We start from the raw sequence: 24,869 nt of genomic DNA, 5'->3' as shown, positions 1-24,869 counted from the left end.
AAAAACCGTTGTTTTCTTAGGACAACGGTTTTTTTATAATTTTTCCTGTAAAGCTTTTATCTCATCCCTCAATTTAGCAGCTTGCATAAAGTCGAGTTCTTTGGCGGCTTTTTCCATGGCTTTTCGCTTTTCACGAATGCGTTTCTCTGTTTCTGCTTTCGATAAATATTCCGTTTCGGGTTCAGCAGCTGTGTGTAACGTATGTCCTAATTCGTATTCCACCAATTTATTATTGGTAAAAGCACTGTCAATTTTTTTGTTTAATGCTTTTGGAACAATATTGTTAGCCGTATTAAAATTGATTTGTTTGGTACGACGGTATTCTGTTTCATCAATGGTTTTTTGCATACTGGCGGTGATTTTATCCGCATACATGATGGCTTTTCCGTTGAGGTTACGAGCGGCTCGACCAATGGTTTGCGTAAGCGAACGATGCGAACGTAAGAATCCTTCTTTATCAGCGTCCAAAATAGCAACCAATGATACCTCAGGTAAATCCAGACCTTCACGTAATAAGTTGACACCAATCAAGACATCAAACAGTCCTTTTCGTAAATCTTGCATGATTTCAATTCGTTCCAGTGTATCTACATCCGAGTGGATGTAACGGCAACGAATGGAAACTTTAGTCAAGTATTTAGCCAATTCTTCTGCCATTCGTTTGGTTAGTGTGGTTACTAAAACACGTTCGTCCAATTCACAACGTTGTTGGATTTCTTCAATCAAATCGTCAATTTGGTTCAAACTAGGGCGAATTTCAATAATAGGATCTAATAATCCCGTTGGACGAATGACCTGTTCCACATATACACCACCACTTTTTTGCAATTCATAATCGGCTGGTGTGGCCGAAACATAAATCACCTGATTTTGCATGGCTTCAAATTCGTCAAATTTTAAGGGACGATTGTCCATGGCTGCTGGTAAACGGAATCCGTATTCGACTAAATTTTCTTTACGACTGCGGTCACCTCCATACATAGCATGTACTTGGGAAAGTGTTACGTGACTTTCGTCCACGACCATCAAATAATCTTTTGGGAAATAATCCAACAAACAGAACGGTCGCGTACCTGCCAAACGGCCATCAAGGTAACGAGAGTAATTTTCAATACCCGAACAATATCCTAATTCCCGAATCATTTCCAAATCAAAATTGGTGCGTTCTTCCAAACGTTTTGCTTCGAGATGTTTGCCTATTTCCTTGAAATAATCGACTTGTTTGACTAAATCTTGTTGGATTTCCCAAATCGCTCCTTGCAATACATCAGGTGAAGTCACAAACATATTGGCTGGGTAGATAGTCAGTTTTTCAAAACGCTCAATTACTTTTGAAGTGTTAATGTCGAAAGATTCAATTTCTTCGATTTCATCCCCAAAAAAGTGAATGCGATAAGCGTCATCAGCATAACTTGGATAGACTTCGACAATATCACCTTTGATTCTAAAATTCCCAGGCGCAAAGTCGGCTTCAGTTCGAGAATATAAACTTTGTACTAAGCTGTGTAGTAATTTGGTACGAGAGATTTCCTGATCTCTTTCGATAGCAATCACATTTTTTTGAAATTCGACAGGATTTCCAATACCATACAAACAAGAAACCGAAGCGACCACAAGAATGTCTCTTCTTCCCGAAAGTAGCGAAGAGGTGGTGCTCAAACGCATCTTTTCTAGTTCTTCGTTGATAGACAAATCTTTTTCAATGAAAACTCCTGTTACTGGCATAAAAGCCTCTGGTTGGTAATAATCGTAATAAGAAACAAAATATTCCACCGCATTATTAGGGAAAAATTGTTTGAATTCCGAATACAATTGGGCTGCCAAAGTTTTGTTGTGTGCCAAGACCAGCGTAGGGCGTTGTACCTCCTGAATGACATTGGCTACCGTAAACGTTTTTCCGGAACCTGTAACTCCCAATAGAGTCTGGTGTTGGTCACCATCGACAATTCCTTGAGCGAGTTTTTTAATCGCTTCAGGCTGGTCTCCCTTGGGTAAGTAATCAGATACGACTTGGAAATTCATGTGTTTTTGGTTGCAAAGTTTGAGTTTGCAAAGTTACAAAGTTATTAGGAAACGAAAGATTGGAATCTTAGACCACTTGATTACTCTTCTCGAATTCCCATTCTGATTGTTGTTTTTCGCTCAAAAAGGTCCAAGCTAATATGCGACTTGTTTTTTGACCTTGCGCCATATCAATAGTTTTGATGTTGACAGCATTGACTTTGCTTAAAACATTATAAAGACTTTTGAGATGTGATTGTTTGGCTACAAGGGTAGTAAACCACAAACATTGCATTGGATATTTTGCGCTTTCGTATATCATTTGAGAGATAAATCGAAATTCGCCGCCTTCGCACCATAATTCTGCATTTTGACCACCGAAGTTTAAAATAGGTTTGGTCGTTTTGATATTTTCTAAATTTTTTATTTTTCGAATACTGCCTTGAGTTGCTTCTTCTTGTGAAGTATGGAAAGGGGGATTGCAAAGGATGAATTCAAACTTATCCTCGGGAGTGATAATGTTTTTAAAGATAAAACGTGGTTCAATTTGCTGTTGTAAACTGATGGCTTCCATCAATGTTGGATTGTTTTCAATAATTTTACTGCAATTGATTAATGCTTTTTCGTCAATATCAGTCCCTACAAAACTCCAACCATAGATTGAATTTCCTAAAATTGGATAGATGCAGTTAGCACCAATTCCGATATCGAGCCCTTGAATGCTTTCTCCTTCTGGGATTTTACCTCCGTTGGATACAGCTAATAAGTCAGCTATGTTGTGTATGTAATCAGCTCTTCCGGGTATTGGAGGACATAAATAATCTTTGGGAATATCCCAGTTTTGAATGCCGTAATAGGTGATTAGCAATGCTTTGTTTAAAGCTTTAACGGCTTCGGGATTACTGAAATCTATTGTCTCTTCCGAACTGTCGGGATGATGTTCATTGATAGTAACAAAGCTTTTTAGAGCTGGATATTGTTCTATTAAAAGTTTGAAATCGTATCGAGATCGGTGTTGATTTCTAGGGTGTAATTTTGTTTTTTCTGAGAGCTGCTTGGACATCATTCTTTCTGTTTCGGGAAAAGGAGTTATAAAATATATTTTATCCTAATCATGAGCAAGTTATATAAAAAAGAACAGTTTTTCTAGCTTTTTATAGATAAAATTAATCCATGCATTCCATTAGAAGTAAATCTCCATCGGCATGTACTATTCGTACAATTCCGTCTTGAGCAACATGGTTGCTACTACTGGTTTTATATCCTATGGTTAAGTTGTCATTTTGCAGAGGATAATATAAATTTTCAGAGGTAATGCCTTTGACATCACCAATAGGAATAAGGGAAATTGGCGTGTTGGCCGTATACCATTTTTCGAATTTTCGAGGCAATAAAAACACTTTAGAGTGATCGTCGAGGATGACAATTTTTAATGAATCGCGATAACGAGCTATATTAGTTAAATTAATAATAGTATGGTCAGCTTTTTTCCAGTTGCCCAAACGACATTGACAGCGGGTATATTTTTTTCTATCAAATAGTCAAAAGCTTTCTCTAAGTCGGTTTTGTTTTGGTCTGGAGTATGTACAATTTCAATTGGGTACTGCTTTTCCTTGTAATAGTTGGGGTCAAAATCTCGGTCAAAATCCCCTAATAAAACATCAACCTTAATATTTAAATCTAAAACACGTTCGATGGCAGAGTCTAGTACAATCACAACGGGTGACCATTCTAATAATTGACCTAAAAGTTCGGGATTACAGGATGCACCGTTTGCAATGATTAAAGCGGGTTCTTGATCGTCTCGAACGATATGATGTGAGGACATAGTATGTTTTTTATGTGGTAAAGATAGAAAATTTGATAGTTAATCTCTTTTTTTGAGGGATAGTCCCGAAGCTTTGGGAGGAAAGCCTGCAAACAAGTGAAGCTACAGCGGAACTTATTAAGGAATTGTAAGTGTACAGTCCTACCTTTGTTTTTCAGCGGGTCACGCCCAAAATGGTGTTTTAAAACTATTGAACAATATATTTTCGAGAGTCGATTTCAGATAAAGCAAAATACCCCAATGGATAATTGTTTTTGTCAGTGGTGTTGATAATGTTACCTCTTACAGTTGCTGGTGGCGCTTGAAAAGGACCGCCGCCACCGCCACCTGAAATACTGATGAGAATATTCATATAGTTGTAATAGGTTTTTGAGATGCCATAATGGGTTATTTGGACTTCGTCTCCTGCTTTTATATCGTCAGATTGTGATAAACTGAAAAAACGATTGCCTTGAAAGTAGGAGTCTTCATCTCCGTAAAAATTTTGTTTGATTTTATTGGTGTAACTGTATTGGTATAGATAATAATTGGTTGCATTAGCGGGGTCAGTGAAGAAAGTTTTGAGTTGAATGTCTTTTCCCGTAAATCCTCCATCGTTTTTTTGTGTTACTTCTTCAATAGGCGCAACTGATTTTAAGGTTTCAGTAGCAGTATAGATGGCTCCCTTATAATTAATGGTAAGTGTATAGGTTTCCTCTATTTTTGGAATAAAATTATTGCAAATATATTCACCTGTATTGCCTACTTCAATAAAGTTAAAAGTGGTATTGCTACTGTTTTTTACAGTTATAATAGCTCCAGAAACAGTCGGGATTTGATTGCTGAAATAAGACGTTGTTGTCGTTAATTTTATCTTTTGATCATTGCCAGAGGTTCCTTTGAGCCATTTAATAGTGGCTTCTATTACTAATTTTGGTTCAGTCGTATTAAGGTCAACTTGTACCACCTCTTCACAGCTGCTTAGAAAAAGCAGACTAAGTACGACTATTAGTGTATGTATGTTTTTCATTTTATTAAAATTTAAAATTATAACTTACTGCTGGAACCATCCCGAAAATTGAGGTTTTAACGGCTTCATTTAAACCGCTGTCGGAATTCTGTCTAAAGTTAATGGACGCAGCATTTTTACGATTGTAAAGGTTGTAAATGCTAAAAACCCATTCTCCCTTCCAGTTTCGGTCTTGGTTTTTAGTAGGTGTTAAGGTAGCTGATATATCCAAGTGGTGATAGGCGGGTAGTCGATTTTCATTTCTTAGTCCATAACTAGGTACAGAAATTCCAGCATAGAAGTATTGACCATTAGGGTAGGTGACAGGTTGGCCAGTTTGTAGTACAAAATTAGCTCCAAAACTCCATTTTTCACTCTTTTTATAAGCTCCTGTGACCGCCAAATTATGTGTTTTGTCGTAAACCGAATTGTACCAAGCACCATTATTGATACCTAATTCCTCAGGGGTTCTTCCTGAGTTTGTTGTTCTGATTTGGATAAAGTATAGGAAATCCATCCGTTTAATTTTCCTTCGTTCTTTCGCAACATGATTTCGAGTCCGTACGAACGCATTTGCCCATTAAGGACAATTTGTTCGATAGCTTTGTTGGCAATCAAGTCGGCACCATCAATGTAATCCAATCGGTTTTTTATTTTTTTGTAATAGGTTTCCACTTCTAAGGAGTACATTTTGTCCTGAAAATTTTTGAAGTATCCCAGTGCAACTTGATCTGCCAATTGGGGTTTGATAAAATTATCACTTGGTGTCCAAATGTCCAATGGAGTAGGAGAAGAGGTATTGGATATCAATTGCAGGTATTGTACCATACGGTTGTAGCTTCCTTTGATGGAAGTATTGTCGTTGAGCTGGTAAGAAATAGCCATGCGGGGTTCCAAATTATTGTAACTTTGAATGACTTTGTTTTTGTTGTAGTACTCAGTTGCTACAGGAGTGGCTTTTTCATAAATCTGTAAATCTTTATTAAAAGTAACAGGGTTGTTATCCGAATATATGTTCACGGTAGATTGTCCCAAACGATAAAATAAACTGTAGCGTAATCCATAAGTAATGGCTATTTTTTTAGAAAGTTCGTGTTCGGCACTGGCGTAAATAGCGGGTTCAAAGGCATATTTTTTATCCAATTGATCAAAATTAATCCCAGAATTAGCATCAGATGGTTTGATAGTTCCTGGATTAAAGGAATAATAAATGGCATTTAAACCGTAATTTAATTTGAATTTATCTGAAATATAATTTTTGAAATCATATTTTAAATTGTAGTTTTTGATTCCCGAATCCCATTTGAAACCAACAAAATCCAAATCCAAACCATAGTAGTAATCGCTGTAAATGAGTGATAAATTCGAAAACAATTTATCTGAAAACAAATGGTTCCATCTTAGGTTTAAGGTGGCATTTCCGTAGGTATTTGAAAAACTTTTACTAATAGCAAAAACATCACGTCCAAAATAACCAGAGAGGTATAGGTTATTGTTGTCATTTAGTTTATAGCTTAATTTGGTATTCAAGTCATAAAAATAAGCGGAATTGTTTTTTTGTTCTTCTGATAATTTTAAAAACAAATGTGCGTAAGAGCTTCGACCGCCAATCAAGAATGAACCTTTATTTTTTACTAAAGGGCCTTCCAGTAAAACTCTGCTCGAAATCAATCCAATTCCTCCATTGGCATGAAAGGATTTACTGCTTCCGTCTTTTTGATAGATATCTAGAACAGATGAAGCTCTTCCTCCAAAATTAGCTGGAATTCCACCTTTGTATAATTTTAAGTCTTTGATGGCATCTGGGTTGAAAACCGAGAAAAAACCAAATACGTGCGAAGAGTTAAAAATAGTAGCTTCGTCTAGCAGAATTAAATTTTGATCAGCACCACCGCCACGTACATTAAAACCTGAGGCTCCTTCGCCAGCATTGGTGACACCTGGAAGTAATAAAAGCGATTTGATAACGTCTACTTCACCCAGGACCACTGGCATCTTTTTGATAGACGAAATAGAGAGTTTGTTGACGCTCATTTCAGGCTTTCGAATTTGGGTACTTGTATTTACGCCCGTTATTATAACTTCATCTAGTTGTTCTTGACTGTCGGATAAGTTGAAATTGAGTTTGGTGTTTTTGTCTAAAAAGACTTTTTTAGCAACATTTTGAAAACCAATATAGCTAATTAATACGGTGTAAGAACCTTTGGGTAAGGTGATAGAGTAAAATCCGTATTGGTTGGTATTTGTGCTTGACTTGGTTTCTGGAATGTAAATATTAACACCAATTAAGGTCTCGTTGTTTTTATTATCAGAGATGATACCGCTTAAAGTGAATTTTTGCTTAGCCAGTTCGCTTTCGCTCGTGCCTTGAGAAAAAATATTGAAACAGCTTAATAAAAAGAAAAGTATAGCGATTTTTTTCGTGTCAAACATAATGATGAATTTGAACTGTAAAGGTCAATTTTTCGATGTAAAAATCCTATTGAACGACTGTTAATTAAATGAAATATTTTATGTTTTTTATCAAATACAAAGTAAAGAATCGTCTGTGACGAGTACCTACTTTCTTTTAAAACCAACTAAAAGTGTTTGCAACGCGGTTCAATGATATAAATTACCACAAAAGCACAATAACTTAGTATTTCTTAGAGATCGTTTTCTATCAATTTTTAAGAATACAATGATAAAAAAACAGAAGTAAACTTAATTGCTTCTGTTTTAGTTAGTCGCGTTGCAAACGCTACGATTGGTCTTTTAATTTAAGTAGGTACTCGATGCAATCGAGCACCAGAGACCGTGGACAAACGAGCGCCAGTGGGTGTATTTTCTGCTTTGCAGATTTATGATTGCGAAATGTTGATTCCACTAAACTCTACAATAGCCACAGACAGCTGTTGTGCGTTCGGCTTTATTTTTTGACTTCTTTTATTCTGATTTTAGATACTATTCGGTTAAACATAGTTAATCCTTCATAGTCTAAAACCTTTGTAATTCTATCGATTCTATCTTTATAAATTTTGTAGTCTATGTTGATTTCAAATATATCGTTATCATCTATTAATTTATTTAAAAACTTTAATTCAACATTCAGAAGTTTCAAAGCTTCTTCTTTTTTAATATTAAAAGGCTCATCAATTCCAATGATAGAATATTTTTCCATAGAGCAAAAACACATCATTAAACCATCATTGAAATTATCCTTAATAAGTGTAGTTCCTCTGTCACTATAAATTAACCCAATCTGAAAATCTAATTCAGATTTTAAAACCATTAAATTATGTTCATAATCCTCATACTTCTTATTTTGTTTGTCTCTTTCGGTATTTATTTCTGCCATCTTGGCGTTCCAACGTTCGAGGATATTTACATATGTAAAAACTCCACTAAATGTAATCAGAACTGCAAAAACGACAAGAATAAGATTTGTATCACTGCTTTGTTGCGTAATGTAGTAATCTTCTTTAAACGTCTTTTCAGAATTAAAATCAATTGAGTTTTTATTCAAAGAGTTTATTCTAGTTTCTAAAACATTATTATTGTGATATTCAACGCAACAAAAAACAATCAAGCCAAATAAAATTTAGGTATAAATAAGATGAATGTTTATTTTCATAAAAAATTTGGTTAATTATTATTCTGTCAGTTTCGGTTTTCCAAGCTGACGCACAACTAGTATATATGTATGACAAAATCATACAAAGCCATCCAAATATGGGTAGATATGTATGACAACTGTCATACTTTATTTATTTTCAAATATATTATTTTTTTCTTACAAATCATCAAAACGACTTTTAATTTATTGAATACTTTTCGTACGTATGAGCTTTGTGTTTCAATCATTTTGTCGCGTGTCCTAACACAACAACCGATGCGTAAATATGAAAAACAAAACGTACTTAATTAGCCCCGATTGTAGCGAAAATCCTTTTCCTTTTTCTTTTAAAAAGGAAAAGATTGCAGCGGAAAGCGGGAGGGAGGGTGGTTGTGAAATTAGGTGTTTTTGCTTCAAAAAAAAGACAACCCTTTCGAGTTGTCTTTAGAATAGTAAGTATAAAAACGATTAAGCCGTTTTTAATGTTGAAATTTTATCTAAAATAGTATTCAAAGTTGTGCTTGGACGCATCGCCTTGCTTACTAAAGCTGGATTGGGTTGGTAGTAACCACCAATTTCTTGTGGTTTTCCTTGTGCGCCAATTAATTCAGCGTTGATGGTAGCTTCGTTATCCGTCAATTCTTTTGCAATTGGAGCAAAGATGGCTTGTAAGTCAGCATCTTTAGTTTGTGCAGCCAAAGCTTGTGCCCAGTATAAAGCCAAGTAAAAGTGAGAACCACGGTTGTCAATTTGACCTACTCTTCTAGCTGGTGATTTATCGTTTTGCAAGAAAGCATCATTGGCTTGATCTAAAGTCTCCGATAAAACAATTGCTTTTTCGTTGTTTAAACTTTGTCCTAAATGCTCTAATGAAGCACCTAGTGCTAAGAATTCACCTAGTGAATCCCAACGCAAGTAGCCTTCAGTTACAAATTGCTCAACGTGTTTTGGAGCTGATCCACCTGCACCCGTTTCAAACAATCCACCACCATTCATTAAGGGAACGATAGATAACATTTTAGCAGAAGTTCCTACTTCTAAAATTGGGAACAAATCCGTAAGGTAATCACGCAATACGTTTCCTGTTACTGAAATCGTGTCTAGACCTTTTACAAGTCTTTCGCAAGTAAAATCAGTTGCAGTAATTGGATTTAAGATACGGATGTCTAGTCCAGTTGTATCGTGATCTTTAAGGTATGTGTTTACTTTTTTGATGATTTCTCTATCGTGTGCTCTTTTTTCGTCTAACCAGAAAACAGCAGGAGTATCAGATAAACGTGCTCTATTTACGGCTAGTTTTACCCAGTCTTGAATAGGCGCGTCTTTCGCTTGACACATTCTGAAAATGTCATTTGCTTCAACTGCTTGTTCCATCAATACGTTTCCGTTTACATCAACTACACGAACTTTACCGTTAGCTGACATTTGGAAGGTTTTGTCATGAGAACCATATTCTTCTGCTTTTTGAGCCATCAAACCTACGTTTGGAACAGAGCCCATGGTTGTTGGGTCAAAAGCACCATTCTTTTTACAAAAATCAATTGTTGCCGTATAAACTCCAGCATAACAACGGTCTGGAATAATAGCGATAGTATCTTGTTGTTTTCCTTCTTTGTTCCACATTTGACCAGAAGTACGAATCATAGCTGGCATTGAAGCATCTACAATTACATCTGATGGTACGTGAAGGTTTGTAATTCCTTTTTCAGAGTTTACCATAGCAAGAGCAGGACCGTTTTCAATCGCTTGATTGATGGCAGCTTCTACTTCTGCTTGTTGAGCGTGACCTGCAATTTTTGCATATACGTCACCTAAACCGTTTTTAGTGTTTACGCCAAGTTCAGCAAATAAGGCAGCGTATTTTTCAAAAACGTCTTTGAAATATACTTCAACGATAGCTCCAAAGATAATTGGGTCAGAAACCTTCATCATCGTAGCTTTTAAGTGAACAGAAAGCAATACGCCTTGTGCTTTTGCTTCAGCAATTGTTTTAGCAACAAAAGATTTTAAAGCATTTAAGTGCATTACTGAACTATCGATAATTTCTCCTGATTTCAATGGAGTGCTAGCTTTAAGAACAGTAGTAGCACCGTCTTCAGCTACAAATTCGATTTTTACATCCGTAGCTTCTGCTACAGTCAATGATTGCTCACTTCCGTAAAAATCACCTTCGCTCATAGAAGCTACAGCTGTTTTGGAATCAGCAGACCAAGCTCCCATAGAATGTGGATTTACTTTTGCGTAATTTTTTACTGCTTTAGGAGCTCTACGGTCAGAGTTTCCTTCACGTAAAACTGGGTTTACAGCAGAACCTAAAATTTTAGCATATTTTGCTTTGATTTCCTTTTCAGCATCGTTTTTAGGATCTTCTGGGAAATTTGGTACGTTGTATCCGTGTGCTTGCAATTCAGCAATCGCTCCTTTTAATTGAGGAACAGATGCAGAAACGTTTGGTAATTTAATAATGTTTGCTTCTGGAGCAGTAGCTAATTTTCCTAATTCAGCCAAAGAATCTTTTACTCTTTGTTCCTCAGTCAAAAATTCTGGGAAGTTAGCAAGGATACGAGCTGCAACTGAAATGTCTTCAGTTTCAATTTCGATACCTGCAGTAGCAGTAAAAGCTTGAACAATTGGTAAAAAAGAATAAGTAGCTAACAAAGGTGCTTCGTCAGTTAATGTGTAAACAATCTTTGATTTTTGTGTCATTTTTTAAAATTTATAAACGTAATCCTAATGGTAAGAATGTGAAATGTATGGTTTGCTTTGAACAAAGCCGTGCAAATATATGTAAATCAGACCAAAATACGCAGAAGATTAATCGAGAAATCACCGAATTATGGGATAACTAACGACTTAGGTTTAAAATGTTATTTTTTTAATGAATCGCTCATAAACTAAGAATTCTGTTTTTTGAAAATTAGTGTTCTTAATTTTATAAGGCAGAATTTGTTATAGGGATATTTTAGAACTAGAAAACCAAGCTGTTTTATGTTTGCAGTGGGTAAAAAAAAAGTTTTCAACTGTGCAGTTGTGAAAGCGAATTCGTTCTGTCTGTTTGCTATTTGATTTCTAAAGTCAAAAAAAAAGTCCCGACTAGGTCGAGACTTTTATAATAAAGAGATAATTGATTATCTTCTTTTGTCTTTGATTCTTGCTTTTTTACCAGTAAGTTCTCTGAAGTAGAAAATTCTAGCTCTACGTACAGAACCTCTTTTGTTGATTTCAACTTTTTGTAAAGCTGGCAAGTTGATTGGGAAGATACGCTCAACACCAACTGAACCTGACATTTTACGGATTGTAAAAGTTTCAGTAACTCCAGTACCTCTTCTTTGGATTACAACTCCTTTGAAGAACTGAGTTCTAGTTTTTTCACCCTCTTTAATTTCGTAGTAAACTGTGATTGTATCTCCAGCTCCGAATTCAGGGAAATCTTTTTTTGCAACATATTCGTTATTAACGAAATCTACTAAATTTGCCATTTTATATGCTAAATTATGGTTTAAAATCGGACCAACATTCACGGGTATCGCCAGAGGTTGATCAAATGTGGGCGCAAAAGTATGGAAAAAAGTTTGAAAAAGTTGCTTAGGTGCTAAGTTTTTTTTTTCGAAATCTTAAGTGATTTAGATTCTTTGGACTAAAAAAACGTAGTACCTAAGAGTCTTAGTATCTTAGAGCCTTATAAACTCTACTCTTCAAGTAAATCCGGTCTTCTGTTTTTAGTATGTTCATACGCCATATCTTCACGCCATTTGTCAATTTTGGCAAAATGACCGCTAGTTAAGACTTCAGGAACTTTCCATCCTTTATAATCTGCAGGTCGTGTATAGATAGGTGGGGACAATAAATTGTCTTGAAAGCTATCTGTTAACGCTGAGGTTTCATCACTCAAAACACCTGGAATCAATCGGATTAGTGCGTCTGATAAAACTAATGCTCCCAATTCGCCACCACTCAATACATAGTCGCCTATTGAAATTTCTTTGGTAATGAAGTGATCTCGAACCCGTTGGTCGACACCTTTGTAATGACCACATAGGATAATGATATTTTCGTACATCGACATGGAATTGCACATTTTTTGATTCAATGTTTCTCCATCGGGTGTCATATAAATGACTTCATCATAATCTCTTTCGCTTTTCAAGTGGGTGATACAAGCATCTATAGGTTGTACGGTCATAACCATTCCTGCTCCGCCTCCAAAAGGATAATCGTCTACACTTTTTTGTCTGTTGGTTGTGTAGTCTCTTAAATTATGAAAATGAACTTCAACTAGTCCCTTGTCAATGGCACGCTTCATAATCGAAGCTTCAAAAGGACTCCTTAATAATTCAGGTAAAACAGTAATAATGTCGATGCGCATGATTTTCTTCTATCTAATAAGTTGGCAAAGTTACGAAAGCAAAATTCAATTGCAATTGCAATTTCAAAAATCAATTTTAGTGCTAATTTTAAGTATCGGTAATCCATAATTTTGTTACTTTCTTCTCTATATCTATTTTTGCTCTTAGAAGTCATTCTTTTTCAATTCTCTAATTAAATTTGTAATTTCGCACCACAATTTAAAAATAACAATGATGGAAAACGGAATATATGCTAAATTCAACACTCCAAAAGGAGCGATTTTAGTAAAGTTAACACACGATTTGACTCCAGGTACAGTAGGTAACTTTGTGGCGCTTGCTGAAGGGAATTTAGAAAATAGTGTAAAACCTCAAGGAACTAAATATTACGATGGTTTAACTTTTCACAGAGTTATTCCTGATTTCATGATTCAAGGAGGATGTCCTCAAGGATCTGGAACAGGTGGGCCAGGATACAAATTTGATGACGAATTTCACCCAAGTTTAAAACATGACAAGCCAGGAGTTTTAGCAATGGCTAATGCTGGTCCAGGAACTAACGGTTCTCAATTTTACATCACACACGTTCCAACTTCATGGTTAGACGGGAAACATACTGTTTTTGGTCACGTAATCGAAGGTCAAGATGTTGTTGATGCTATTGGTCAAGGAGATTCTCTTGAAACATTAGAAATTGTAAGAGTAGGTGAAGAGGCTGAAAAATGGAATGCAGTTGAAGCTTTCAGAACTTTTGAAGGAAACCGTAAAAAACGTTTAGAAGCTGAAAAAGCAGCTGCAGAAGCAGCGATGGAAGAAATTGCAGCTGGATTTCAAAAAACAGAAAGTGGTTTGCGTTACCAATTCATTCAAAAAGGTGAAGGAAAGCAAGCGGAAGCTGGAAAAACGGTTTCAGTACACTACGAAGGTTCTTTGCCTTCTGGAAAAGTTTTTGATTCTTCTTATCCAAGAAAAAAACCAATCGAATTCCGTTTGGGTCAAGGGCAAGTAATCGAAGGATGGGACGAAGGTATCGCTTTGTTAAAAGTGGGTGATAAAGCGCGTTTTGTAATTCCATCACACCTAGGTTATGGAGCTAATGGAGCTGGAGGAGTAATTCCGCCAAACGCTACTTTGATTTTCGATGTAGAATTAATGGAAGTAAAATAATTCATTTATTTTAAAATCATATCTAATCCCGATTGTGAAAACAGTCGGGATTTTTAGTTTTAAGTATGAATATTACAATTTTACGAATCTGCCTTAGGTAGATAATAATTCGTGAAATTTTTTTTACCGCAAAGTATTGGTGTTAATTGGTGTAATTGGTATCTAAAACTTCTTAATATGTATCCAAGACCAAATACAAATGTAAATTTCCATCATTAATAAATTTTTAAAAACTTATTGGTGCAAGCCTCAGCAATTTCTAAGTTTTTATATCTTTGACTATATGGAGTCAGTCAAAATCATAGAATGTCCAAGAGATGCCATGCAAGGCATTAAAACATTTATACCTACCGCACAAAAAGCTGCCTATATACAGGCTTTGTTACGAGTAGGTTTTGATACGATTGATTTTGGAAGCTTTGTTTCCCCAAAAGCCATACCTCAAATGCGGGATACTGCTGCAGTTTTAGATCAATTGGATTTATCTCAAACTACAAGTAAGCTGCTTGCAATTATAGCCAATACTAAAGGGGCTGAAATCGCCTCGACGCATTCGCAAATCGATTATTTGGGATTTCCGTTTTCGATTTCGGAGAATTTCCAAATGAGAAACACACACAAAACTATTGCCGAATCACTGATCACTTTGGAAGAAATTCTAAGTATTGCCGATAAAAGCAATAAGGAAGTCGTGGCTTATCTTTCTATGGGTTTTGGCAATCCTTATGGAGATCGATGGAATGTTGAAATTGTAAGTCAATGGACAGAAAAGTTAGCTGCTATGGGAGTGAAAATACTTTCCCTTTCAGATACCATCGGAAGTTCAACTCCAGAAGTGATACAGTATCTGTTTTCGCATTTGGTTGCTCAATATCCCCAAATCGAATTTGGTGCTCATTTTCACACTACTTATGACAAATGGTTTGAAAAAATTGATGCCGCTACCCAAGCGGGTTGTCGCCGTTTTGATGGTGCCATTCAAGGTTTTGGCGGTTGCCCAATGGCCAAAGATGAGCTCACTGGAAATATGCCAACTGAAAAGTTATTATCCTATTTTACAGGAAATAAAATAAATACTCATTTAAATCCGTTAAGTTTTGAGTCGGCTTACAATGTAGCCTCTAAGTTGTTTGGCAAGTACAGATGATTGCTAATAAGTAAAATACCATAAACCTCAATGAAAAAGAAACCTATAATTTATAAAATCCTTAGCTTACTCTTGATGCTATCTATGTCTTATTCCTGTTCCAGTGAATTGGATTTTGATCAAGTAAACGAATTTAAAATAAATCCAATTATAGTAGCTAATTTAACGTATTTTGATGTTCCTGCTCATGAGTTTGTGACCAATGGAGTGGAGACAAATGCGGCTTTTGCAGCACTTAATTTTGATGCATTTAGAGATTCTTTTTTTAGAGATAACTTAGTGCGTGCCGATTTGTTTTTTGAAATCACAAATACCATTAATAGGGCTTATGTTATTGATTTAGTGATGCTGAATAAAGCAGATCAAATAGTATATGCAATTAATTTTAATGTACCGGCATCCAGCGGGGCTCCACAGGTCGTGACTAAAACAGAATTGTTTCAAGGAGCTAAATTGGACTTGTTAAAACAAACGGATAAAATGGGATTTAGGTTAGTAATGCCCCCTGGAACACCATTGACTGAAAATAGTCCAGGAAGTTTAAAATTAAGATCAAGTGCAACTGTTTATATGGAGATAGAATGAGAAAGTTAAGAAGGATTCATTGGCTCCTATTTTTTATATTTTTTAGTGGCTTAGCTCAGAACAAACAAATTTTATACAATTTTACCTCAGTGCCTCAATCCATGATCACAAATCCTGGAGCTGACGTTTCTTATAAGTTTTATTTTGGAGTGCCTTTACTTTCAGGATTTTCTACTCATGTAGGTTCTTCGGGATTTTCAGCTTATGATTTGTTTGCTGATAATGGAGTCGATTTTAATACCAAACTCCGTGATGTTGTTTTTTCGACTACTAACAATGATAAATTAGTGGTCAATGAGCAACTGGAAATCCTAAATGGTGGCTTTAGAGTAGGGGATTGGGATAGTCCTACCTACATATCTTTCGGGATGTATCAAGAATTTGATGCAATTGTATATGTGCCCAAAGATCCAGCTATCTTGGCCTTGGACGGAAATCAAAATTATATTGGAAGGTCCTTCAATTTAGGGGATTTGAAAGCTAGAGCCGAGGCAGTTTCTGTTTTGCATTTAGGTTTTCACAAGAACATCAAAGAGAATTTAATATTTGGAGCAAGAGGGAAAATTTACACCAGTGGTTTCAATGCCACAACTACACGAAATTCGGGTTATATCTATACGATTCCGTCAAATACAACCATGTATGAGCAAGTAATTTATTCTAACTTACAGTTGCAAACCTCTGGAATTTCCAGTTATATAGATGGTAATAGTCAAAATAGTGATGCTAAAAGCGTTGTAAAAAAAGCCTTTTTAGGTCCTGATTTAGGTTTGGGGTTGGATGTTGGTTTTACCTATTACCCCAAAAAAAATATTCAGTGGACAGGGAGTATTTTAGATGTTGGATTTATTGGCCATAGTAAGGATGTAAAGACCTATAATTTCAATGGTTATTATGAGTACGAGGGAATCAATCCTGATTTTATAGATCCTAATAATTCAGGAAGTAGTTTTAGTGATTTTCAAAATGCAATTTCGCTGGATACCACTAGAACTGCCTATAGAACTTGGCGACCTGTTAAAATGAATGCCTCGTATCAATATTCATTCAACGACGGACGTGGAACCGCAGATTGCAATTGCTACGGAAATGATAATAACGGCTATCAAAATGCTGTAGGAGCACAGTTGTTTATGATGACAAGTCCTAGGAGTCCTATGATGGCCTTGACTGCTTTTTACCAAAGAAATATAGCTAATAAACTACATCTAAAAGCGACCTATACATTGGACTCTTTTTCGTATACCAATATCGGTTTAGGGCTTTCAGGCCAGATTGGAGCTTTCAATATTTACTTGATGGGTGATAATTTATTAGCCTATAGGGATCTCGCCAAAGCTAGAAGTCTCTCGTTTCAATTTGGACTCAATTTCGTGTTCAAGGATAGAGAGGAAGATTAATTTTTAGGAGTCATTCCCAGCTGTACATTACAAGTCCTCACTGCTAGCATCCTTTTTCTAAACCCAAAAAAGGAGCTTCCTCCGGTCGCTCTTTTTGGGTAAGAAAAAAGTGATGCTAGCTGCTCTGGGCTTTCCATTTCCATCTGGACTAGGGAGTTGGGGTATAATGATATTTTTTGGTATATTTGAGAGACAATGAATTCTAAGTTAACAATCATGAATCCAAAAGTGGACGAATTTTTATGCAATGCAAAGCATTGGCAAAACGAAATGATTCAGTTACGAAACATACTTCTAGCATGTCAATTAACCGAAGAATTGAAGTGGAAACAACCTTGTTATGCGTATCAAAATACAAATGTTATTTTGATAGGGAATTTCAAAGACTACTGCAGCTTGAGTTTTTTTAAAGGCGTATTGTTGAAAGACACAGATAATTTATTAGAAGCACCAGGTGAAAACTCGCAATCTGTGCGAATGATAAAGTTTAGAAGTCTTGATGAAGTTGTCCAAAAAGAAGCTATTTTAAAAACCTATATCTACCAAGCCATTGAGGTGGAAAAAGCAGGTTTGAAAGTTGAGTTGAAAGAAAATAATGCCTTAGAATTTTCAGAAGAATTATTGAGAAAATTTGAAGAGAATCCAAATTTTAAAAAAGCCTTCGAATCTTTAACTCCAGGAAGACAAAGGGGGTATAACTTGTTTTTTAATGCCGCAAAACAATCCAAAACTCGCATTAGCCGAATCGAAAAATATTTCCATCAAATTCTTGACGGGAAAGGAATAAATGACTGTACCTGTGGATTGTCTAAAAAATATCCGATTTGTGATGGTTCACATAAGGACATACTTTGAGTGATTTTAGATTTATTTTTGTATTTTTATAATAGTGTAAATGAAGTGTTATAATTTTAAAAAGGCAGTGAAATGAAACCAAAACACATTTATCCAGGCGCCCATTCTCTAAATCCTTATATTATTATTAAAGGGTGTAACGAAGCTATAGAATTCTATAAAAAAGCATTTGGCGCAATTGAACGATTTCGACTACTCATGCCTGATGGCTTAGTGGCCCATGGTGAAATTGAAATTGAAGGCTCCTTACTAATGATGTCTGATGAAAATCCAGATTGGGGAGCTATTAGTCCAACAACCTTAGGAGGAAGTTCAGTAGCTTTGAGTATTTATGTAGAAGATGCCGATAAAGTATTTCAACAAGCCATAGAGGCAGGAGCCACAGTAGTGATGCCTATCAAAGATGAATTTTATGGCGATAGAACGGGGCAGGTTTTAGATCCTTTTGGGTACAAATGGATGATTGCCACCCATATCGAAGTGGTCAGTCCAGAAGAAATGCAAAAAAGAATGGATAAAATGTTCTCAGAGAAGTCCTAGAGCGTACAACACAAAGTAAGAAACGGAATTGTTTTTTGTTAAACTTTGAAATTTGTAGTTCAAAAGTTATTCAGTGTTCATGGGATTAGCTGTACCTTAATACCCTTTCTCTAATTCAATGCTAAAAATCAATTTTTATTTCAAATAAATTCACTACATTTGCACGCAATTCAACTAGAAATTGCACCATGATAGCACACAGCACCAAGATTATCGGCGAAGGTTTAACTTACGATGATGTATTATTAGTTCCTAATTACTCCAATGTGCTTCCAAGAGAAGTGAGTATCCAATCCAAATTTTCAAGAAACATAACACTTAACGTCCCTATTGTAGCTGCTGCAATGGATACCGTTACTGAAAGTGCAATGGCTATTGCTATGGCGCAAGAAGGCGGGATAGGTGTTCTACATAAAAACATGACTATCGAGCAGCAAGCTGCTAAAGTTCGTAAAGTAAAACGTGCGGAGTCAGGCATGATAATCGATCCAGTAACTTTACCATTAACTTCTACTGTTGCAGATGCCAAGAACGCAATGAAAGAATACGGAATTGGCGGTATTCCTGTAGTTGACGAAAATAGAACTCTTAAAGGAATCGTTACCAATCGTGATTTGCGTTTTGAAAAAAACAACGCAAGACCAATCATTGAGGTAATGACTAGTGAAAACTTAATCACGGTAGCCGAAGGAACTTCATTGGAACAGGCTGAGGTTGTTTTGCAAGGACACAAAATTGAAAAATTACCTGTAGTAAGTGAAGATAATAAATTAGTAGGTTTAATTACTTTTAGAGATATTACCAAATTAACTCAAAAACCAATTGCAAACAAAGATGTTTACGGGCGTTTGCGCGTAGCAGCAGCGATTGGGGTAACAGGTGATGCGGTACAAAGAGCTGAAGCACTTGTAAATGCAGGTGTTGATGCAATCATCATTGATACAGCACACGGTCATACCGAAGGTGTGGTGAATACTTTGAAAGAAGTAAAATCTAAATTTCCGCAAATCGACGTAATCGTTGGAAACATTGCGACTCCAGAAGCAGCTAAATATTTAGTGGATAACGGAGCTGATGGTGTAAAAGTTGGAATTGGACCAGGTTCTATCTGTACTACTCGTATTGTTGCGGGTGTTGGATTCCCTCAATTTTCTGCCGTTCTTGAAGTAGCTGCGGCTATCAAAGGAACAGGTGTACCAGTAATTGCTGATGGAGGAATTCGTTATACAGGAGATATACCAAAGGCTATTGCTGCAGGAGCTGACTGTGTGATGTTAGGTTCGTTGTTAGCAGGTACTAAAGAATCTCCAGGAGAAACCATTATTTTTGAAGGAAGAAAGTTCAAATCTTACCGTGGAATGGGTTCTGTGGAAGCAATGCAAACAGGTTCTAAAGACCGTTACTTCCAAGATGTTGAAGACGATGTGAAAAAATTAGTTCCAGAAGGAATTGTAGGTCGCGTTCCTTATAAAGGAGAATTGAACGAAAGTATGTTGCAATTCATTGGTGGCCTTAGAGCAGGAATGGGATACTGTGGCGCTAAGGACATTCCAACACTTCAAGAAACAGGACGTTTTGTACGCCTAACTTCAAGTGGAATCACTGAAAGTCATCCACACAATGTGACGATTACTAAAGAGGCTCCTAATTATTCTAGATAATTTCAGTTTCTTCTAAAATATAAAAAGCGGTCTAAATAGTTTTAGACCGCTTTTTTTGTGGTTCATTGTTCCAGTCGAGAAACAATAGTTTGTTTATTTTTCCTTGAATAAGGAATTCAATAATTTTTTATTTCCTACTATCCAAAGGATGTCATTACGTTCTAGAATAATATTAGATTCAGGGTTGAGCATACGTTCTCCATTACGTTCAATACCCACAATGAGACCTTGGGTTTGTTCACGAAGTTTAGAACGACCTATGGCTTTCCCTATAAATTCCTCATTATCTAGTTCAATTTGTCTTAGAACAACTTCATTGTCTACTTTTTCTGGAATTTCGATTTCATTTTGGCGCAGGTATTCCGCAAATTGTTTCACTTGCGCATCAGTACCAATGACTCCAATTTCGTCACCAGGAAACAGGCGTTCCATTTTGTTAGGGACTTGAATTGTAATCTCACCACGATTGATATATGCGATATTAATCCCCATTAATTCTCGTATTTTAATTTCACGAAGCGTTTTTCCGGCTAGGTTGGACTCTTTAGCAATAGTAAAACTGGTCATGTGACCGTCCCATGGAGTTAGGTTGGCATGCTTTCTATCCATTCGTACAGATTCTATTTCGGCTCTATCGTTTAAGTTTTTTAAGAAATGACCTTCTATTTTATGGTATTGCTCATGCAATTGTTTTGGGAATAAAAAGTAGGTAATAATGGCGCAAACTAGAGCGATAAAAGCGATGACAGGAGAGAAAAAGATATTCAACAAAAATCCAATGTAGAAGACTGCCAGCCCCATTCGCAAAAAGAATAACATTAAAATAGGGCCTTTGTATTTACGTTCTTGAAATAAAGTTGCTACTTCTTTGACAGCAATTTTTCGTAGCGATAAAGCATATAGAAAAGGAGAGATTATAATAATTGTAATCAAAGCCGCTATGGCATTTCCAAATTTAGAATCTTCAACTAAAGGAAGTACAAATTTAGACGAAAGTAAAATGATAGAGGTAATGATAATAGTATGGATTACAATGTGTACCAAATGAGTTCTTATGACCACTTGCCAAGTGCTTACTGCCCGAATCGCTTGGGCATTGGTACTGTAACGATTGATTTTTTTGGTTATTCTACGAGGTAATTTTTTTTCTAAAAATTCTGAGAAAGGAACTGCCGCTTTAACCATAAATGGTGTGGTGAAAGTGGTTATAGCAGAAACTGCAACGACTATAGGGTATAGGAACGAACTTGTGACATTCATAGTCATCCCTAGTGTGGCAATAATAAATGAAAACTCTCCAATTTGAGACAAACTCATTCCTGTTTGTACAGACTGTTTCAAGGGTTGTCCAGAGATTAGTGCACCTACGGTGGAACTACAAGATTGCCCTAAAATGGTAATAATAGTGAGGATGAATACAGGAAGTGCATGTTCATAAAGTGTGGTTGGATTGATCAACATTCCAACAGATACGAAGAAAATCGCACCAAATAGATCCTTAACAGGTTTTATCAAATGTTCAATATGTTCGGCTTGAGTTGTTTCAGCAATAATAGACCCCATGATGAAGGCGCCCAAAGCAGGTGAGAAACCTACATCGGCAGCCAAAATCACCATCATCAAGCAAAGTGCTAAGGAGATGATTAAGAGCATTTCATCGGTCAGTAAATGTTTGGCTTTTTTGAGTAGGGTAGGGATGAAAAAGATTCCCGCCACAAACCAAGCAGTTAGGAAAAACGCCAACTTTAGTACAGAAAAGAGCAATTCACTCCCTGAAAAGTTTTGAGTTGCCGCTACAGTTGATAATAATACCATCATCAGAATGGCGACAATATCCTGCACGATTAGGGACCCAATTACGATTCCTGCAAACTTTTGTGCTTTAACCCCTAGTTCGTCAAAGGTTTTCAAAATAATCGTGGTCGAAGAAATAGAGAGAATTACTCCTAAGAAAATGCTGTCCATCAATTTCCAGCCCATCCATTTTCCAGCCATGAATCCAAAGAGGACCATGGTAATGATTTGGGTGACTGCAGTGATGGAGGCGGTACCGCCGACTTTCATTAATTTCTTAAAACTAAATTCGAGTCCTAAGCTGAACAATAAAATGATTACGCCAATTTCGGCCCAGACTTCAACACTCTTAATGTCTTTTACCGAAGGGAAAAAATCGAAATGATTTCCAGCTAAGAATCCTGCAATTAAATATCCTAATACTAAGGGTTGTTTTAGTTTTTTAAACAATAAAACCGCGATACCAGCGGTCATCAATATTAGTCCTAAATCGCTTATTAGGGGTTTTAAATGGCTTGTTGTTTCGGCTATTGTTGCTGCGGCACTCATAAATGAATTTTTGTTTTACAATGCTTCTGTAAATTTAAGGCTAAATATAGCAAAAGCATCGCTTGTGTGCAATCTATACCGGATGTATGGATTGATTTATTTCAATTTCATAAAAAAAGCTATCGGTAAGGATAGCTTTGTAAATAGGATGGTTTTTTACTACTATATTCCTAAGAAATTACTTGGTGTAATTTGTAATAACTCGGCTTTAATAGCATCCGAAACTTCCAAAGTACCAATAAACTCATGAATCGATTTTTTAGTAATCGCTTCATTGGTTCTGGTTAATCCTTTTAATGCTTCATACGGATTTGGATAAGCCTCACGACGTAAAATAGTTTGAATCGCCTCAGCCACTACTGCCCAGTTGTTTTCTAAATCTTCGTGGAATTTGGATTCGTTCAATAACAATTTGTTCAACCCTTTCATAGTTGCTTCAAATGAGATAATAGTGTGTCCTATTGGGACACCTACATTTCTCAAAACGGTACTATCAGTCAAATCACGTTGTAATCTTGAGATTGGCAACTTAGCCGATAGATGTTCGAAAATCGCATTGGCAATCCCTAAGTTTCCTTCTGAGTTCTCAAAATCAATTGGGTTTACTTTATGTGGCATAGCCGATGAACCAATTTCACCTGCTTTGATTTTTTGTTTGAAATATTCCATTGAAACGTATGTCCAAATGTCACGGTCTAAGTCAATGATAATATTGTTGATTCTCTTTAAAGCATCAAAAAATGCAGCAAAGTGATCGTAGTGCTCAATTTGAGTCGTTGGGAAGGAGTGGTGTAAACCAAGTGTTTGCTCCACAAATTTGTTTCCAAATTGTTTCCAATCGATTTGTGGGTACGCTACATGGTGAGCATTGTAGTTTCCAGTAGCACCTCCAAATTTAGCCGCAAAAGGTACGTTGAATAACAAACGCATTTGCTCCTCTAAACGCTCTACAAAAACTCCAATTTCTTTCCCTAAACGTGTAGGTGAAGCTGGTTGTCCGTGAGTACGTGCTAACAATGGTACATTTGCCCATTCCACGCTTAATTCTTTCAATTTAGCAACCAAGGCAATCAACGAAGGTAGATATACTTGTTCAAAAGCTTCTTTTGTTGACAATGGAATCGCTGTATTGTTAATATCTTGAGAAGTCAATCCAAAGTGGATGAATTCTTTGTATTCAGATAACCCTAATTTCTCAAATTTATCTTTGATGAAATATTCTACTGCTTTCACGTCATGGTTGGTTACTTTTTCAGTTTCCTTAATCCAAAGCGCATCTTCAGCTGAGAAATTTTTATAAATGTTACGCAAACTATCAAACAAATCAGCATTTACTCCAGTTAATTGTGGTAAAGGCTGTTCGCATAACGCAATAAAATATTCAATTTCGATTAAAACACGGTATTTTATTAAGGCCTCTTCAGAGAAAAAAGGAGCCAAATTTTGAGTTTTACTTCTATATCTTCCGTCAATTGGCGAAATAGCATTCAATTCGTTTAAAGTCGTCATTTTTGAGTATTTTTTTGAAAGGCACAAATATACGTAGAAGTTAGAAGTTAGGGGTTAGAAGTTAGAAGTTTTTTACAAAAATCGAGTATTTTTTTCAGGAGCTATTTTGAAGTTGCTAAGTCTCTGAGATTTTTTATTTAGTCGATAATCCTATCGTTTTTAAATACCCTCATCTACCTTATGAACTTAGCAACTCAGAAACGTTAATACATTTACAAAATCAACAATTTCTCCTTTAAAAACGCAACACCATCAGAAGCATTCATTGGAATCAACTCCAGTTTATTGCTCAAATTCGGAATAGCGGCGGGTTTAGGGTCAATGTAGAATAGTTGACAATCCGCTTTTATAAAATCAATCAATCCTGCTGCTGGATATACTTGTAATGAGGTACCAATAACTACAAAATAATCCGCTGTTTCAGCAATGTCAATAGCTTCTTCTAAAGCGGGTACTGCCTCGCCAAACCATACAATATGCGGTCTGAGTTGGTATCCCTTCGAATCCAAATCCCCTAAAGCCAAGTCGTTTTTCCAGTCTTGAATTTCGTTTTCAAATCGTGTGCTGCGAACTTTTAACAACTCACCATGCAGATGCAAAACATTCGTACTGCCCGCTCTTTCGTGTAAATCATCCACATTTTGCGTAATGATATGTACCTCATAATCCTTTTCCAAATTGGCTAAAGCGATGTGACCCAAATTGGGTTCCACTTCAAATAACTGTTTGCGTCTTTGATTGTAAAAGTCCAAAACTAATTCAGGATTTTTCTGCCAACCTTCGGGAGTGGCAACTTCTTGTATATCGTGACCTTCCCATAATCCATCACTGTCTCTGAATGTTTTGATTCCGCTCTCGGCGCTCATGCCGGCACCCGATAAAACAACTAGTTTCTTTTTCATTT

General features: G+C 36.2%; 18 protein-coding genes and 2 pseudogenes. 8 read left to right on the top strand and 12 right to left on the bottom strand.

The features are described from left to right. Positions 1–33: 33 nt before the first annotated feature. The 6 genes and pseudogenes from uvrB to ACNH59_RS00730 all read right to left on the bottom strand — a co-directional run bounded on the left by uvrB (position 34) and on the right by ACNH59_RS00730 (position 8,322). Positions 34–2,022, bottom strand: a complete 1,989-nt coding sequence (gene uvrB, locus ACNH59_RS00755) for an excinuclease ABC subunit UvrB (RefSeq protein WP_418263550.1) — start codon at positions 2,020–2,022, stop codon at positions 34–36. A 67-nt stretch (positions 2,023–2,089) separates the two neighbouring features. After that, positions 2,090–3,067 (bottom strand): 23S rRNA (adenine(1618)-N(6))-methyltransferase RlmF, encoded by a 978-nt coding sequence (gene rlmF, locus ACNH59_RS00750; RefSeq protein WP_418263549.1) that lies wholly within the window; start codon positions 3,065–3,067, stop codon positions 2,090–2,092. A gap of 100 nt (positions 3,068–3,167) precedes the next feature. Further along, positions 3,168–3,829, bottom strand: a pseudogene (locus tag ACNH59_RS00745) (thiamine diphosphokinase). 187 nt (positions 3,830–4,016) lie between these two features. Beyond that, positions 4,017–4,838, bottom strand: coding sequence for a DUF4249 domain-containing protein (locus ACNH59_RS00740; protein ID WP_418263548.1), 822 nt, complete (start codon positions 4,836–4,838; stop codon positions 4,017–4,019). A 4-nt stretch (positions 4,839–4,842) separates the two neighbouring features. Beyond that, positions 4,843–7,250 (bottom strand): annotated as a pseudogene (locus tag ACNH59_RS00735) (TonB-dependent receptor). 475 nt (positions 7,251–7,725) lie between these two features. Further along, positions 7,726–8,322: a hypothetical protein gene (locus ACNH59_RS00730; protein ID WP_418263547.1), complete on the bottom strand. Its 597-nt coding sequence runs from the start codon at positions 8,320–8,322 to the stop codon at positions 7,726–7,728. A 177-nt stretch (positions 8,323–8,499) separates the two neighbouring features. Here ACNH59_RS00730 and ACNH59_RS00725 point away from each other — a divergent pair, with 177 nt between their 5' ends. Next, entirely contained in the window at positions 8,500–8,724 is a 225-nt protein-coding gene (locus ACNH59_RS00725; RefSeq protein ID WP_418263546.1) for a hypothetical protein, read from the top strand. Between the two features lie 156 nt (positions 8,725–8,880). On the opposite strand, the gene ACNH59_RS00720 is transcribed toward ACNH59_RS00725, so the two are convergent. The 3 genes from ACNH59_RS00720 to trmD form a co-directional block, all read right to left on the bottom strand. Further along, positions 8,881–11,118 carry an NADP-dependent isocitrate dehydrogenase gene (locus tag ACNH59_RS00720; RefSeq protein ID WP_418263545.1) on the bottom strand — a complete coding sequence of 746 codons (2,238 nt, stop codon included), beginning with the start codon at positions 11,116–11,118 and terminating at the stop codon, positions 8,881–8,883. 422 nt (positions 11,119–11,540) lie between these two features. After that, positions 11,541–11,891: a 50S ribosomal protein L19 gene (gene rplS, locus ACNH59_RS00715; protein ID WP_418263544.1), complete on the bottom strand. Its 351-nt coding sequence runs from the start codon at positions 11,889–11,891 to the stop codon at positions 11,541–11,543. 209 nt (positions 11,892–12,100) lie between these two features. Further along, positions 12,101–12,778, bottom strand: a complete 678-nt coding sequence (trmD, locus tag ACNH59_RS00710; RefSeq protein ID WP_418263543.1) for a tRNA (guanosine(37)-N1)-methyltransferase TrmD — start codon at positions 12,776–12,778, stop codon at positions 12,101–12,103. A gap of 214 nt (positions 12,779–12,992) precedes the next feature. Here trmD and ACNH59_RS00705 point away from each other — a divergent pair, with 214 nt between their 5' ends. From ACNH59_RS00705 to guaB, 7 genes are all read left to right on the top strand, one after another. Beyond that, positions 12,993–13,925 carry a peptidylprolyl isomerase gene (locus ACNH59_RS00705; RefSeq protein WP_418263542.1) on the top strand — a complete coding sequence of 311 codons (933 nt, stop codon included), beginning with the start codon at positions 12,993–12,995 and terminating at the stop codon, positions 13,923–13,925. Between the two features lie 283 nt (positions 13,926–14,208). Then, positions 14,209–15,072, top strand: coding sequence for a hydroxymethylglutaryl-CoA lyase (locus ACNH59_RS00700; RefSeq protein ID WP_418263541.1), 864 nt, complete (start codon positions 14,209–14,211; stop codon positions 15,070–15,072). A gap of 30 nt (positions 15,073–15,102) precedes the next feature. Further along, a complete protein-coding gene (locus ACNH59_RS00695) occupies positions 15,103–15,657 on the top strand; it encodes a hypothetical protein (protein ID WP_418263540.1) in 555 nt (184 codons plus the stop codon). Positions 15,658–15,758: 101 nt separating this feature from the next. Continuing rightward, positions 15,759–17,057, top strand: coding sequence for a DUF5723 family protein (locus ACNH59_RS00690; RefSeq protein WP_418263539.1), 1,299 nt, complete (start codon positions 15,759–15,761; stop codon positions 17,055–17,057). 195 nt (positions 17,058–17,252) lie between these two features. Next, on the top strand, positions 17,253–17,912 hold the full coding sequence (locus ACNH59_RS00685; protein ID WP_418263538.1) for a DUF1801 domain-containing protein: 660 nt from the start codon (positions 17,253–17,255) through the stop codon (positions 17,910–17,912). A 72-nt stretch (positions 17,913–17,984) separates the two neighbouring features. After that, positions 17,985–18,452, top strand: coding sequence for a VOC family protein (locus tag ACNH59_RS00680; RefSeq protein ID WP_418263537.1), 468 nt, complete (start codon positions 17,985–17,987; stop codon positions 18,450–18,452). Positions 18,453–18,640: 188 nt separating this feature from the next. Continuing rightward, the gene (gene guaB / locus ACNH59_RS00675; RefSeq protein WP_418263536.1) at positions 18,641–20,113 is read left to right on the top strand and encodes an IMP dehydrogenase; all 1,473 of its coding nucleotides are present in this window, start codon (positions 18,641–18,643) and stop codon (positions 20,111–20,113) included. 93 nt (positions 20,114–20,206) lie between these two features. Here the strand turns inward: guaB and ACNH59_RS00670 are convergent, their stop codons facing one another. The 3 genes from ACNH59_RS00670 to ACNH59_RS00660 form a co-directional block, all read right to left on the bottom strand. Further along, positions 20,207–22,456, bottom strand: a complete 2,250-nt coding sequence (locus ACNH59_RS00670) for a cation:proton antiporter (RefSeq protein WP_418263535.1) — start codon at positions 22,454–22,456, stop codon at positions 20,207–20,209. Between the two features lie 162 nt (positions 22,457–22,618). Further along, positions 22,619–23,965 carry an adenylosuccinate lyase gene (gene purB / locus ACNH59_RS00665; protein WP_418263534.1) on the bottom strand — a complete coding sequence of 449 codons (1,347 nt, stop codon included), beginning with the start codon at positions 23,963–23,965 and terminating at the stop codon, positions 22,619–22,621. Between the two features lie 212 nt (positions 23,966–24,177). Further along, complete coding sequence (locus ACNH59_RS00660) at positions 24,178–24,867, bottom strand: SIR2 family NAD-dependent protein deacylase (RefSeq protein ID WP_418264909.1); 690 nt, start codon at positions 24,865–24,867, stop codon at positions 24,178–24,180. Positions 24,868–24,869 lie beyond the last annotated feature (2 nt).

This window comes from Flavobacterium faecale, assembly GCF_048320115.1.
GTDB lineage: Bacteria > Bacteroidota > Bacteroidia > Flavobacteriales > Flavobacteriaceae > Flavobacterium > Flavobacterium faecale_A.
This window is presented reverse-complemented; position numbering and strand designations above follow the sequence as displayed.

What these genes read in the sequence shown, in the direction of transcription:
- uvrB (WP_418263550.1), bottom strand. Translation starts at nt 2,022, where the DNA reads ATGAATTTCCAAGTCGTATCTGATTACTTACCCAAGGGAGACCAGCCT.
- rlmF (WP_418263549.1), bottom strand. Translation starts at nt 3,067, where the DNA reads ATGATGTCCAAGCAGCTCTCAGAAAAAACAAAATTACACCCTAGAAAT.
- ACNH59_RS00740 (WP_418263548.1), bottom strand. Translation starts at nt 4,838, where the DNA reads ATGAAAAACATACATACACTAATAGTCGTACTTAGTCTGCTTTTTCTA.
- ACNH59_RS00725 (WP_418263546.1), top strand. Translation starts at nt 8,500, where the DNA reads ATGACAAAATCATACAAAGCCATCCAAATATGGGTAGATATGTATGAC.
- ACNH59_RS00720 (WP_418263545.1), bottom strand. Translation starts at nt 11,118, where the DNA reads ATGACACAAAAATCAAAGATTGTTTACACATTAACTGACGAAGCACCT.
- rplS (WP_418263544.1), bottom strand. Translation starts at nt 11,891, where the DNA reads ATGGCAAATTTAGTAGATTTCGTTAATAACGAATATGTTGCAAAAAAA.
- trmD (WP_418263543.1), bottom strand. Translation starts at nt 12,778, where the DNA reads ATGCGCATCGACATTATTACTGTTTTACCTGAATTATTAAGGAGTCCT.
- ACNH59_RS00705 (WP_418263542.1), top strand. Translation starts at nt 12,993, where the DNA reads ATGGAAAACGGAATATATGCTAAATTCAACACTCCAAAAGGAGCGATT.
- ACNH59_RS00700 (WP_418263541.1), top strand. Translation starts at nt 14,209, where the DNA reads ATGGAGTCAGTCAAAATCATAGAATGTCCAAGAGATGCCATGCAAGGC.
- ACNH59_RS00695 (WP_418263540.1), top strand. Translation starts at nt 15,103, where the DNA reads ATGAAAAAGAAACCTATAATTTATAAAATCCTTAGCTTACTCTTGATG.
- ACNH59_RS00690 (WP_418263539.1), top strand. Translation starts at nt 15,759, where the DNA reads ATGATCACAAATCCTGGAGCTGACGTTTCTTATAAGTTTTATTTTGGA.
- ACNH59_RS00685 (WP_418263538.1), top strand. Translation starts at nt 17,253, where the DNA reads ATGAATTCTAAGTTAACAATCATGAATCCAAAAGTGGACGAATTTTTA.
- ACNH59_RS00680 (WP_418263537.1), top strand. Translation starts at nt 17,985, where the DNA reads ATGAAACCAAAACACATTTATCCAGGCGCCCATTCTCTAAATCCTTAT.
- guaB (WP_418263536.1), top strand. Translation starts at nt 18,641, where the DNA reads ATGATAGCACACAGCACCAAGATTATCGGCGAAGGTTTAACTTACGAT.
- ACNH59_RS00670 (WP_418263535.1), bottom strand. Translation starts at nt 22,456, where the DNA reads ATGAGTGCCGCAGCAACAATAGCCGAAACAACAAGCCATTTAAAACCC.
- purB (WP_418263534.1), bottom strand. Translation starts at nt 23,965, where the DNA reads ATGACGACTTTAAACGAATTGAATGCTATTTCGCCAATTGACGGAAGA.
- ACNH59_RS00660 (WP_418264909.1), bottom strand. Translation starts at nt 24,867, where the DNA reads ATGAAAAAGAAACTAGTTGTTTTATCGGGTGCCGGCATGAGCGCCGAG.